This is a genomic window from Neobacillus camarae, from assembly GCF_054950115.1.
This window is the reverse complement of record NZ_JBUCKX010000001.1, coordinates 213,077-225,984: the sequence shown is the minus strand read 5'-3', so window position 1 is coordinate 225,984 and position 12,908 is coordinate 213,077. Positions and strand designations below refer to the sequence as shown.

13 protein-coding genes and 1 riboswitch are annotated in these 12,908 nt (G+C 43.7%); of the genes, 8 read left to right on the top strand and 5 right to left on the bottom strand.

What is annotated here, in order from left to right; translation table 11 throughout:
- Positions 1 to 242: 242 nt before the first annotated feature.
- Complete coding sequence (locus tag ACY8D0_RS01065) at positions 243 to 713, top strand: nucleoside deaminase (RefSeq protein WP_462408667.1); 471 nt, start codon at positions 243 to 245, stop codon at positions 711 to 713.
- 26 nt (positions 714 to 739) lie between these two features.
- Positions 740 to 2,479 (top strand): adenine deaminase, encoded by a 1,740-nt coding sequence (ade, locus tag ACY8D0_RS01060; protein WP_462408666.1) that lies wholly within the window; start codon positions 740 to 742, stop codon positions 2,477 to 2,479.
- 217 nt (positions 2,480 to 2,696) lie between these two features.
- Here the strand turns inward: ade and ACY8D0_RS01055 are convergent, their stop codons facing one another.
- Positions 2,697 to 3,665, bottom strand: a complete 969-nt coding sequence (locus tag ACY8D0_RS01055) for a bile acid:sodium symporter family protein (RefSeq protein WP_462408665.1) — start codon at positions 3,663 to 3,665, stop codon at positions 2,697 to 2,699.
- A gap of 268 nt (positions 3,666 to 3,933) precedes the next feature.
- Here ACY8D0_RS01055 and liaG point away from each other — a divergent pair, with 268 nt between their 5' ends.
- The 3 genes from liaG to ACY8D0_RS01040 all read left to right on the top strand — a co-directional run bounded on the left by liaG (position 3,934) and on the right by ACY8D0_RS01040 (position 6,778).
- Positions 3,934 to 4,782 carry a LiaG family protein gene (gene liaG, locus ACY8D0_RS01050; RefSeq protein ID WP_462408664.1) on the top strand — a complete coding sequence of 283 codons (849 nt, stop codon included), beginning with the start codon at positions 3,934 to 3,936 and terminating at the stop codon, positions 4,780 to 4,782.
- A 108-nt stretch (positions 4,783 to 4,890) separates the two neighbouring features.
- Positions 4,891 to 5,280, top strand: a complete 390-nt coding sequence (locus ACY8D0_RS01045; RefSeq protein WP_462408663.1) for a YuzC family spore coat inner layer protein — start codon at positions 4,891 to 4,893, stop codon at positions 5,278 to 5,280.
- Positions 5,281 to 5,422: 142 nt separating this feature from the next.
- A complete protein-coding gene (locus tag ACY8D0_RS01040) occupies positions 5,423 to 6,778 on the top strand; it encodes an MATE family efflux transporter (RefSeq protein WP_462408662.1) in 1,356 nt (451 codons plus the stop codon).
- 129 nt (positions 6,779 to 6,907) lie between these two features.
- Here ACY8D0_RS01040 and ACY8D0_RS01035 read toward each other — a convergent pair whose 3' ends face one another.
- The 3 genes from ACY8D0_RS01035 to ACY8D0_RS01025 form a co-directional block, all read right to left on the bottom strand.
- Positions 6,908 to 7,051, bottom strand: coding sequence for a hypothetical protein (locus ACY8D0_RS01035; protein ID WP_462408661.1), 144 nt, complete (start codon positions 7,049 to 7,051; stop codon positions 6,908 to 6,910).
- Positions 7,052 to 7,089: 38 nt separating this feature from the next.
- Entirely contained in the window at positions 7,090 to 7,248 is a 159-nt protein-coding gene (locus ACY8D0_RS01030) for a hypothetical protein (protein WP_462408660.1), read from the bottom strand.
- Between the two features lie 158 nt (positions 7,249 to 7,406).
- Entirely contained in the window at positions 7,407 to 8,660 is a 1,254-nt protein-coding gene (locus tag ACY8D0_RS01025) for a S8 family peptidase (protein ID WP_462408659.1), read from the bottom strand.
- Between the two features lie 352 nt (positions 8,661 to 9,012).
- On the opposite strand from ACY8D0_RS01025, the gene ACY8D0_RS01020 reads away from it, so the two are divergent.
- The gene (locus ACY8D0_RS01020; protein ID WP_462408658.1) at positions 9,013 to 9,528 is read left to right on the top strand and encodes a DoxX family membrane protein; all 516 of its coding nucleotides are present in this window, start codon (positions 9,013 to 9,015) and stop codon (positions 9,526 to 9,528) included.
- A 200-nt stretch (positions 9,529 to 9,728) separates the two neighbouring features.
- Here the strand turns inward: ACY8D0_RS01020 and gndA are convergent, their stop codons facing one another.
- On the bottom strand, positions 9,729 to 11,141 hold the full coding sequence (gene gndA / locus ACY8D0_RS01015) for an NADP-dependent phosphogluconate dehydrogenase (protein WP_462408657.1): 1,413 nt from the start codon (positions 11,139 to 11,141) through the stop codon (positions 9,729 to 9,731).
- 381 nt (positions 11,142 to 11,522) lie between these two features.
- Positions 11,523 to 11,567: riboswitch (PreQ1 riboswitch) on the top strand.
- Between the two features lie 6 nt (positions 11,568 to 11,573).
- Here gndA and ACY8D0_RS01010 point away from each other — a divergent pair.
- Both ACY8D0_RS01010 and ACY8D0_RS01005 read left to right on the top strand, forming a co-directional pair.
- Positions 11,574 to 12,110 carry a QueT transporter family protein gene (locus ACY8D0_RS01010; protein ID WP_462408656.1) on the top strand — a complete coding sequence of 179 codons (537 nt, stop codon included), beginning with the start codon at positions 11,574 to 11,576 and terminating at the stop codon, positions 12,108 to 12,110.
- A 110-nt stretch (positions 12,111 to 12,220) separates the two neighbouring features.
- Positions 12,221 to 12,766: a DinB family protein gene (locus tag ACY8D0_RS01005; RefSeq protein WP_462408655.1), complete on the top strand. Its 546-nt coding sequence runs from the start codon at positions 12,221 to 12,223 to the stop codon at positions 12,764 to 12,766.
- The last annotated feature ends 142 nt before the right edge of the window (positions 12,767 to 12,908 follow it).

The window sequence follows — 12,908 nt, the reverse complement described above, 5'->3', positions numbered from 1 at the left end:
TCCCTCCACAACACTGGCAAATAATCTAACACAGTTTTTTATTAAGATTCATATTCAAAAATGTTTGTCAGATAACCTCTCAAAAATCGAGATAAAGCTGGAAGATTATACAATAATGAAACCTAACAGTAAAAAGGGGACTGTCCCTCACTTCTGTGATGCGCTAAAGCAGCGGGGGACTGTCCCCCACCCCTGTAACGCATTAAAGCAGTTGGGGGCTTTCCCGCAGAGGGGAGATTTTTATGGCAAACGCGGAGTTTATGCAAAAAGCGATTGATGTTGCTTATGATAATGTAACGGCTGGTCATGGAGGGCCTTTTGGGGCACTTGTTGTTAAGGATGGGAAGGTGATTGGCGTGGGTCGGAATGAGGTCACCTCTTCCCATGATCCAACAGCCCATGCGGAGGTCCAGGCCATTCGGGCAGCGTGTCAGTATTTACAAGACTTCCAGCTCATGGATTGTGACATCTATACCAGCTGTGAGCCGTGCCCGATGTGCTTAGGTGCCATTTACTGGGCAAGACCGCGCGCCGTTTATTACGCTTGCACAAAGGAAGACGCGGCAAAAATTGGCTTTGACGATCAATTTATTTATGAAGAATTGGACCTGCCGATGGAAAATAGGAGAATACCGATGAAGCAGCTATTTCTCCCTCAAGGGGACTTGCCTTTCCAAACATGGGAAGGAGCAAAAATGAAGGTAGAATACTAACTCTTTAGCTTAAAAGGAGGATTTTAATGTGGAGAAACCGATTAACTAAAAGGATTGCCGCCGCTTCCGGCAGCCAGCCCGCAGAAACCGTCATTAAAAATGGAAAAATCATAGATGTCTTTAATGGTGAAATAATCGAAGCGGATATTGCCATTGAAGATGGGTACTTTGTGGGGATCGGAAACTACGATGGGATTAATGTGATTGAGGCAAATGGCCGTTATGTGTCACCCGCCTTTATGGATGGCCACGTCCATATTGAATCCTCTATGGTTACACCGGAAGAGTTTGCCAAAGTCCTGCTTATCCACGGGGTAACCAGCGTCATTGCCGACCCGCATGAAATAGCCAATGTTTTAGGGGAGGAAGGCATTCGATATATGCTCGATTCTTCTGAGCACCTTCCTTTTGACTTTTACTTCATGCTCCCTTCCTGCGTTCCCGCCACAGAGTTTGAACATGCCGGTGCGGTGTTAACCAGTAAAGATTTAAAACCGTTCTATCAACATCCCAGGGTATTGGGACTGGCAGAAGTGATGAACTTTCCCGCAGTCAAGCTGGCGGAAAAAGACATGATGAAAAAAATTGACGAGGCCAAGAAGGCCGGGAAAAAGATTGATGGACACGGTGCCGGACTATCCCCTATGGATTTAAATGTCTATCTAACGGCCGGAATCAGGACCGACCACGAAAGTACCACAGCGGAACAAGCCAAAGAACGGCTCAAAAGAGGAATGTACTTAATGATCCGGGAAGGGACCGTCGCCAAAGACTTACAGCAGCTGATTCCTATCGTCAACGAGCGAAATGCCCGGAGATGTTTATTTGTCACAGATGACAAACACCTAGATGAGTTAATCCGTGACGGAAGCATTGACCACAATATCAGACGAGCCATTGCCGCTGGCCTCTCCCCCATCACTGCTATTCAAATTGCTTCTATCAATGCCGCAGAGTGCTTTGGATTAGCGGAGAAGGGTGCCATTGCTCCAGGTTATAAAGCCGATTTCCTTTTACTAGATGATCTGGAATCCATCAAGATTTCACAAGTCTATAAGGACGGGAAACTAATTGTCGATGATGGAAAATTAGAACATTTCCCTGTTGTCGAGTCTGTAACCCCCACTGCCAATTTGCGGAATTCTGTACGGTTTAAAGAGCTTTCTCCCGGCGACTTTCAGATTTATTTGCCATCCAATAAGGCAAATATCATTGAAATCATTCCCAACAGTTTGGAAACCAGGCATATCATTGACATGGTTTCGGTATGTGACAAAGGCTTCTTCCTAACTTCAACTAGTAAAGATTTATTAAAACTGGCCGTCATTGAGCGCCATCATATGACAAATCAAATCGGATTAGGCATTGTGAAAGGACTAAAGCTCCAATCGGGGGCCATCGCCACTACCATTGCTCATGATTCCCATAATTTGATTATTGCGGGAACCAACGATAGGGATATGGCAGTTGCCGCAAAAACGTTGCAATCGATTCAAGGCGGTTTAGTAGTGGTGAATCAGGGGGAAGTCATTGCTATGTTGGAACTTTCCATTGCGGGTTTAATATCGGAAAAACCCTACCAAGAAGTCCATTCCCAGCTCCACAACATTCACCTTGCACTGAAAAAATTGGGTGCCAGCAGCGAGTTCAACCCGTTTCTAACCTTGTCCTTCCTATCCCTGCCGGTTATCCCCGAATTAAAGCTTACGGACAAAGGCTTGTTCCAGGTCTCGAAATATGAACATATCAACATCAGTGCCATTTAAAACGTATAAAAATCCCTCACCGTTTAAAGGCAAGCTCCTCTAATCATTTTCCCCTTGAATGCAAGGGGACACCTCAATTTATTTGAGGACTCCTTACTCCCTTTTTTGCTCGTGTCCTCAAAGGAAGCAATCCTGGGGACACGGGTCCTTTTTTCCCTCTCTCCTATCAAACAATGAGGACAAGCCAATTTCGGTTTGTCCTCATTTGCACCCTCCACTATGCCACAGCTGAATCTTGATTTTCTGATTTCTTATGGTGAAACCATGCCAAGAAATGGCCGCTGAGCGAAGCCAAAGTTTGTTGAAACAGCATCCCAATCACAACCGGGACCGCTACGGATGGAGGAAAGTACGTAACACCAATCACCGCTCCTGCGCTAATATTCCGCATCCCCGCCGAAAATGTCAATGTTACGAGGTTATCCCAATCCTTGATGACCAGCCGGCCAATCAGGAACGAAAAGACATAGCCGGTCATGGCAATAAAAAACACAACCACCATAATCCCAAGAAGCTTCAGGTTGAAATCCTTAATGTATGGCGAAACAATGGCACCATTCAGCATGACCACCACCCCGACACCAATCTTTGAAAAAGGAGCCAAACGGGGTCCCCATTGCTGATGGATTTTTCCCTTCGTCAGCTGATTCAGCAAAATGGCTATGATGGAAGGAATCACCACCATCAACATAAGTCCCTGCATCAAATCAAGATAATCCATTTCAATGGTTTGACCTACAAAAACGGAAATCGAAAAAGGGACAATGACAGGGGACAGCAGGGTATCTATCAAAATGATTGATAAAACCATCGGGATATTTCCCTTATAAATGGACACCCAAATAAAACTTGTAATCCCAGTCGGAATCACCATGACTAAAATGAGGCCGGTAATGGTATAAATATCACCAGGAAATGCAAGATGGCCGACTCCCCATGCCCATATCGGCATAAAAACATGGAGGAGGAGCATCGCCATAAAAATCGGAAACGGATGGGAAACAACATCTTTTAAGGATTTGAAATTAGAACCTAAGCTGCCGGCAAACGTCATAAAAGCAAATATCCACGGAATCAGAAAAGAAAAATCTTTAAGATATGTACTTAGGAACACCCCAGTGATCACACTAATCGGAGTCAGTACCGGCATGATTTTCTCGAGGAACTTGTTTAATTTTTGCAGCATTCACGAGGCACTCCTTACCGTTTATACAAAACTATCATCAAATATCATTAACCCCTTTACCTTTCCTATTATAAATTGCCATTCTACTAAAAGCCATGTGAATAAAGCCTTTTTTTCCTCCAACAAACACAAGTTGGAATTCAACGCTCCTTTATATACGCAAAAATACACCTCAAGTCTTAGCTTAAGTTCATTCTCCAGTACATTTGGGAAAACTGGAGGATTTTGTAATCTATTTGTAGAAGGTAAAAACAAAGGGGGAGTACCTATGAAGAGAATTTTTGTTTTGCTATTAGTGATCACTGGATTATATATTCTTTTTAACCGTCCGATTCATCTGGATGTCTTCAATAATTCCAAGGCCAATGGAACGGCTGATATCACAAACGATACACAAGTCATCAAGCTTAATGTATCCAGTGCCCGCGCAACGATTATTCCAGAAGACCGGCCAAATCTAAGAGCGGTTTATAATGGGAAGCAAAAGCTCAAGATTACCGATTCGGGCGATACGGTTGTGGTTTCCCTGAAAGGCAGCTGGTTCAATTGGGGTTCTGCCAAGAGCAATCTGACCATCTATATTCCCAAAGACTATAATCGGGATTTGAACATTGATTTAGGTTCCGGGAGTTTACAATTCTCCGGATCAGAAAAAACATCCATGACATTAGATGATGTAACGGCCCATATTGGTTCAGGAAAAATGGATGTATCGAATCTTGAAGTGAACCATTTAAAACAGGACGTCTCTTCGGGAGTAGTCAAATTGGATTCAGTCGTGGCAAAAACAGGCACCTTTAATGTCACCTCGGGCAAACTCGATATCAATCACTATAATGGGGCCGTCAACGCGGATGTGACATCTGGACTATTCAACATTCAATTGGACCAATTAACAGATTCTGTCACAATGGACGTGAGCTCCGGTGCGGTCAATCTTGACCTGCCAGAAAATGCTGATTTTACTCTCCAAAGTGATATAAGTAGCGGAAACATCTCTTGTGACTTTCCGTTAACCGAAAAAGAGTCCGGAAACAAAAGCGTTAATGGGAAACATGGTTCCGGAAAATATAACATCAAATTGGATGTAGCAAGCGGCGATATTGATATCTTTTAATCGCCCCTAAAACCAGGGACTTCATCCCTGGTTTTTATGTAACCAAATCGGCCTGTTCGGCATACCGTATAGTGCCTTGCCTCTTTTTATAATGGAAGGAGAATTAGCATGTATTACACCCCTTTTCATTATCCGGCAACGCCTTCGGTCCCAACCTATGGTGCTTCCGTTTGGAGTTGGCCGGCATACCGTACGTATCCACCCGTGGATACCGCCTTATTTCAAAGCTCAATCAAATCATTTCACCGACTAATGGAACAAGGGAGCATCCTACTCTCGCGGTTGTCGAACCCGCAATTTGCCCGCAGATTAATGAATGCCGCCCAGCAAGGAAAACAGGCAGAAGTAAACACCCTCATGAAATCAATCGGATTAACGGTACCCGTCTCGACACAATACACCCCCAGCGGTGTTAATTTCATACTCTCTACCCAGACCGGGCCCAGCACCCAACAAGATTGCTGCAGTCTGGCAATCTCGTTAAAATGGGGACGATGATGCAACTTGCTCCAAGGTACCTGCCGCGCGTGATGGCAGGTATTTTTTATTTCCTCTAAGGGGCTTTTTTCTGTTTATATAAATAAAAAAAAGGAGTAAAATGAAGTTTATTAATTTCATAGAGAAGAGGAGCACCACACCATTGGAAGAACAGAAAAATACCTATCGGGAACAATCTCTTTTCAGTATTTCCTGGCCGCTTTTTATAGAACTGACGCTTCACATGGGAGTTGGAATCATTGCCACCTTTATGCTTGGCCATTACTCAGATGATGCGGCTGCAGGTGTTGGCGTGGCAAACCAGCTGTTAAACTTATTTATATTGGTTTTTAACGTCACTTCAATTGGCGCCACCGTTTTAGTCAGTCAAAATTTGGGCGCAGGCCAGTTGAAACGGGCCAGGGATTTAGCCCGTTCGGTTTTTGGATTGAATTTTTGGTTTGGGATTATCGTCGCCATTATCCTATTTATATTTGGTGAACATCTATTGCACCTATTTGATATTGAAGGAAAGGTATTTGATTACGGGCGTATCTTTGTAAAAATTTGCGGGGTGTCACTGTTTTTCGAATCCTTGTCACTTGCATTAAGCTCTGTTCTCCGCAGTTATGGGTACACGAAGGAATCGATGTTTGTGACCTTGGCCATGGACCTCATTAGCGTGACCGGAAATGTGATCGCTTTAACTGGTATCTTTGGCTTACCCGTCACGGGCGTTCAAGGGGTGTCATGGAGTATTATGACGGCACGCGCATTTGCGGTAGCAGCCCTGCTTTACTTCGTCCATAACCGGCTGAATTTAAGCCTAACCGTTAAGGATATTTGGAGAGCCAAAAAAGACGATACCAAAGCCTTGCTGGCGATTGGCATTCCTTCTGCAGGGGAAAATTTATCCTATCAATTGTCACAATTGATTATTACCAGCTTTGTCGTATCTCTCGGTACGGCTTCCCTCGCAGCCAGAGTTTATGTTTTAAACATTAACATGCTATGTTTTTTGATTACGGTCGCCATCGCACAGGGAACCCAGTTGCTGGTTGCCCGCTACATCGGGGCTAAACAATATGACCGTGCCCTAAGCCGAGGCATCAAGACATTAAGGATTGCCATAGCCGCATCGACCATCACGGCATTGACCATTGCGCTGATCGGTTCGCCGCTTTTGGAGACCTTTACGAGCGATCCGACTATCATCGCCGTTGGTCTGCCGGTATTATGGGCAATCGTGTTTGTGGAGCCGGGAAGGGCAATGAATATCGTGCTGATGGGTTCGTTAAAATCAGCGGGCGATGTCCGCTTCCCCGTAATAATTGGTATCATTTCCATGTGGGGAGTGGCCGTTTCCTTAAGCTATTTACTGGGCATCCATTTGGGCCTTGGGCTTTTGGGAGTCTGGCTTGCACAAGGAGCGGATGAGTGGCTAAGGGGCTGTTTCGCGTTAAGGCGCTGGCTCATGAAGCCTTGGGAACGGTTGAGTAAAATCAGGGTTCCGGCATAAAACAAAAAACGGTATCCGTTCATGGATACCGTTTTTATATGTAAATAGCAAATTCTCATGTTAACAGTTGGCTGACTCTTGCAAGAGAGTCAGCTTTTTTGGCGCTAAAGGGTTGTTGGCTGCAAAAGTCTAACGATTAAGATGAGTTTTTCCTCCCGCATTATCGTTCGGAGAATCACCTGTCCCATTCTTACTTTTGCTATTTGGGGTTCCCATGATTTGATTATCCTTGGTGACTTTGGCCCCTTTTGAAAAATTATCTTTTGTTTTCATCGAGTTGGCTCCTTTCAAAGATTTCGCTTCGAATCACGTTAATCTGCAACCTTCTCTGCCACGATAGTCTCTCCGATTTTAGGTTCACCGGCCTGTTTTTGCCTTTTATGAACCTGTGTTTCAAAGCCGGCTTCGGTTGTTCCTGTGGACATTAACGGTTGTTTTAGCATGTCTTCATGGTTTCTATTTTTGAACATACTGTCTCCCCTTTCTACGTTTTATATTATTTGTTATATATTTTTTAACATGCAAAGGATTACGGTAATTTTAAAAATGCTTCTTTATAAAAAACCTTGGCTTGCAAGTGCAATTAACAGCGAAAAAGCCATCCAAACGGATGGCCTTTTCTAAGGGATTATTTCACCCTTGCAAACCCGAAACCTGAAGCATTATCATCCCCAGTTGTTGCACTATACCCGCCCTTGATGTCGTATAATTTTGCCCTTCTTTGCAGTTCAGCTCTAAGCTGGGCATTGGTCCATGATGGATTGGCTGACCAGATTTTTGCCGCCAATCCGGAAACGTGAGGTGTTGCCATCGAGGTTCCGCTAATCGTGTTGTAACCGCCGTCGTACCATGTTGATTGGATGTCCCGACCTGGTGCGGAAACTTCGACATCCCGCTCTTGGATGACAAAATCGCCGTCCGTTGCCGAATTGCCGCGCGATGAGAAGTCAGCTACACGATAGGTTCCGTTTTGCTGAATATTTTCCAAGGCCGCTACAGCAACAGCGTTCATTAAGGCTCCTGGATAGCCAATGGTATTATCGCCATATCCGCTATTGCCTGCTGCTGCCACTACCAGCACGCCCTTACCATATGCGTAGTCTACCGCACTGGCAATCATGCTATCTTTGGCGCTGGAGCCCAAAGACATGGAGATGACGACCTTTGACCCGGTCCTTACAGCTTCATCTGCCGCATGACGAATGGCACCGGCAATGTCATCGGAATATCCCGATCCTCTGTCATTTAGCACCTTGTAAGACCAAAGCTTGGCCTCGGGAGCAACGCCATAAATCCCTGCGCCATGTGCTAGTGCAGTCCCAGACACATGGGTTCCGTGGCCGTTTTTGTCAGTGCAAGACCCATTGACCATAGATGTAGTGGCACGGGTAAAATCTTTACATTGCTCAGCGCTTCCGGCTAAGTCACTATGATTAATATAGGCTCCTGTATCCAGTACGGCGATTTTGACCCCTGCCCCGCCGGAAGTACTTGTAATCGACGGATCATTATAAATGGCTTCAATTCCCCATGGGGTACTGTCAGCAGGAAGGGATGCCTCTTTCACACCTGGTGCAGCTGCAGATTGGTTTTCCATGCTATCAAGCTGCACTTCTGGTACTCTGTTAATCTCTAAATTTTTATTTTTTAATAAGGCTTGATACTGAGCGGAATTAACCGTAGTTGTAAATCCTTCGGCACCAAAATCCCAGCGGACTCCCACATTTTGTTTGGCCTTGGACATTTCTGAACCATGCCCTTTAATCATGACACGATAAGACTCGTTAGGAACTGCCGTTTGACCGAAAGCACCTGTTGCAAATAGAGATAGACCCATAGTTACCGCAAGGAACCCAGAACCAAGCCATTTAAGTTTTTTCAATCTTACTCCTCCCCTTTTATATCATTCAGCCGATCGGTTGTAATAACGAGTTTATTTCCAATTTTCAGATAAATCAATAAGTTTATTGTAATTACGAGTTGGGAAAAAATTGGAATTTTTTGTATGCAGGAAGTCTTCGCCTTAAAAAAATCCTACTAAATGAACTTGCCTTAAAGCACGTGAACCTATTGGGGATGGGATGGCGTTTCATTCGATTTTCCATTATTCACCAGTCTGTCATAACATTTCGAACAAACTTTGAACTTACTACTACAGCCGTGTTCTTTACCAAAAATTACTATATATTAGAAGTGTAAAGAGAAACAAAAAAGGTGGAAGGGTGGAAAACAAAATGTTTAACCAAATTTTACGGGAAAACAAAGTCTCTGCTATCATTCTAACGGTGTTGCGTTTATATCTTGGATATACTTGGTTTACAGCCGGTTTTCATAAACTCACAGGCGGCTTCGATGCTTCCGGTTTCCTAAAAGGAGCGATCGCCAACCCGGTAAAAGGTCCTGAAGGCGATGTCCTATTTGGCTGGTACGTTAAATTCTTGGATGGTTTCGCTTTACCAAACGTCGATCTGTTCAACTTCATTGTTCCTTGGGGAGAATTGTTAATCGGTCTTGGCTTAATCCTGGGATGCCTGACAACCGCTGCCATGTTCTTCGGTTTAGTGATGAATTTCGCGTTCTTCTTGGCCGGTACAGTATCATCTAACCCTAAAGACATTTTCTTAGGCTTCATCATCCTAACCGCAGGCTACAACGCTGGCAGAATTGGATTGGACCGCTGGGTTATCCCATTCATTAGAAAATTCAGCAGCCGGAAAGCTGAAGTTGAAAAGCAAAAACCAACTGCTTAAATACATCTAAGACAGCAAAAGACGATTCAGATTTCCTGAATCGTCTTTTTTGTTTTTTTCAAAAAAAGGAAAACGCCGGTAAGGTGAACCCGGTCTCATATAGGAACAAAAAATCCACATTATTGCCGATACATAGAACCAATATAATCAAAAAAGAAGTGCACCCCTTACACATTGGGATACACTTCTTCACGGTTACATTATTCCATCCAATTTGTATGGAAGATGCCTTCTTTGTCCACCCGTTGATAAGTGTGGGCTCCAAAGTAGTCACGTTGCGCCTGCAACAGATTGGCTGGCAGCGTTTCTGTACGGTAGCTGTCATAGTACGAAATCGCACTGGCAAAAGCCGGCACTGGAATTCCACGTTCCACTGCAGAAGCAACCACCTTACGCAAAGCCGATTGATAAGACTCCACAATTTCCTTGAAGTAAGGATCCAGTAAGAGGTTCGCAATCTCCGGATCACGGTCGTACGCATCTTTAATTTTTTGCAGGAATTGGGCACGAATAATACAGCCGCCCCGGAAAATCATCGCAATATCGCCGTAGCGGAGATTCCAATCGTACTCCTCGGATGCCGCGCGCATTTGGGCGAAACCTTGGGCATATGAACAAATTTTACTCATATACAAAGCCTTACGAACAGCTTCAACCAATTCTTTCTTGTCGCCTTCAAACGTACTTGTCTCAGGACCTGTCAATATTTTGCTGGCCCGGACACGCTCTTCTTTCATGGCTGAAATAAACCGGGCATAAACCGATTCAGTAATGAGCGGCAGCGGCACACCCAAATCCAAAGAATTTTGGCTGGTCCATTTGCCTGTTCCTTTTTGTCCGGCTGTATCCAAAATCAAATCAACTAATGGTTTGCCGGTTTCTTCATCGATTTTCGTAAAGATATCCGCTGTGATTTCAATTAAATAGCTGTCCAGTTCACCCTTATTCCACTCAGAGAACACGCTGTGGAGTTCTTCCGCATTTAAGCCTAAGACATTTTTTAGGATAAAATAAGCTTCACAAATCAATTGCATATCGCCATACTCAATCCCGTTGTGAACCATCTTGACATAGTGTCCGGCACCATTTGGCCCTATGTATGTACAGCAAGGATCGCCATTTACTTTGGCGGAAATCGCTTCTAAAATCGGCTGGACAAGATCATATGCTTCCTTTTGGCCACCAGGCATGATGGAAGGACCTTTTAATGCGCCTTCTTCCCCGCCCGATACCCCTGTACCGATAAAATGGAAGCCCGCATTCGCCAGTTCTTTGTTGCGGCGCATCGTATCCTGGAAGAAAGTATTTCCCCCGTCAATAAGAATATCGCCTTCCTCAAGGTATGGCTTAAGCTGCTCAATCGTGGCATCCGTTGCAGCGCCTGCTTTAACCATAATTAAGATTTTTCTTGGCTTTTCTAAGGAGTTGGCAAATTCCTCAATCGTTTTAGCTGCGGCGAAATTTTTGCCCTTTGCCTCGTTATTCATAAAGTCTTCCGTTTTGTCGTAAGAACGATTGAATACAGCCACAGAATAACCGCGGCTTTCAATATTCAGGGCAAGGTTTTTACCCATGACGGCCAAGCCGATAACGCCAATTTGTTGTTTCGACATATGTAATCCCTCTTTCTTTCTTCATCCTAATTTAGATAACCATATTCTTTCCCAGTTGACAATAAATGTGCCTATATATTGTAGAAAAAATTTAAATAGAGATTAGCTTTTGAGCATAAATAGTTTGTCCAAGTGATGCCAATTCTACTTAATAAAATCATTTTAATGGAACACTTCTCGGCTTTTAAAGAATAAGTTCTGATGATTAGGGCGGAATGCGCTCGACTCCTGCGGGTGTACGGGGCAGGGGAGCCCCCTCGGCACGCCCGCAGGTTTGCTGAGTGCCTGGAGCAGAAATCAACAACCTAATTAGAGCGCAACAGAAAAAAATAAATTGACCATAAACTTCATTTATATTAATATATTAGATTGCAGGCATTTTTTTAAGTGGTTCGAGAACCTCCCACTATAAAAAACTAAGGAGAAGTGAATATGGAGAAAAATAATACATTGGGTGCCCCTATCGCATCCGGAAAAACGCACAGCAGAGTGCAGGAAATTGTGGTAAACGGGATTGTTGCGGCATTGTATATTGCTGTATCGGCACTCATCCAGCCGTTTGGGTTCACCCAGGTTCAATTTCGCGTATCGGAGATGTTTAACCATCTGATCGTTTTCAACAAAAAATATTTGTATGGAATTATTCTTGGTGTTTTTCTAACCAATTTATTCTTTTCGCCAATGAAGGCCTACGACTTGATTTTCGGTGTCGGCCAGTCCCTCATTGCCTTATTGATTACGATTTTGTGCTCACGATTTATTAAAGGCATCTGGACACGGATGATAGTCAATACCATTGTCTTTACCTTTACGATGTTCTTGATTGCTCTCGAACTACAGCTTGCATTTGACCTGCCATTTTTATTTACATGGTTAACCACAGCAGCAGGAGAACTGGTTGTCATGGCAGTGGGCATGCCAATTATGTATGCCATCAATAAACGTGTTCATTTTAATAAAATGTTATAACCTAAAAAGGCTGGTACATCAATAGATGCGCCAGCCTCTTTTTTAATTGGAAATTCTTTTCAATAAACAATAAAATAAAGAAGAACTGAAAGAGGAAGGGAGAAAGTAAAATGATGAAACGTCCTAATGAAAATGAATATCCAGAATACTATGTTCCATACGTACAGTTGGTTCCGGATGGTGACCTGCTGCAAATTTTAAAGGAAAATCTGAAACAAGTAACTGAACTATTTAACAATATTTCCGAAAATGACGCGGATTTTCGTTACGCGCCAAATAAATGGAGCATTAAAGAAGTTCTGGGCCACATGACCGATACGGAGAGAATTATGACTTACCGCCTCCTGCGCATTGGACGCGGCGACCGGACTCCGTTGGCCGGGTTTGATGAAACGATATTTGTAACCGGATCAGAAGTGAGACAATTGCCTGTAAAAAAAATTCTAGAAGACTTCACAGCCGTACGGAACGCCACCATTACATTAGTTCAAAATATGCCTGAATCTGCTTGGGCCAACGTAGGCCTTGCCAATGAAATGGAAGTTACTGCACGGGCAATCGCCTATATCATTGCAGGGCATGAAATGCATCATCGAAACATAGTTACCGATAGATATTTAACCGTTCCTAATAACATAGACATCCATGTACAATAAGAAATCTATGTGTTCTAAACGATTGATTATTCGTTTAGCACGCAAAACGAACAGAGTTTTTTGCGAATAGCGTTAGGGAATCACGCCCTAATTCCAGAATGGGAACATCCGTCCAAAGAAGTCTTTTAACTTCAATAAACTT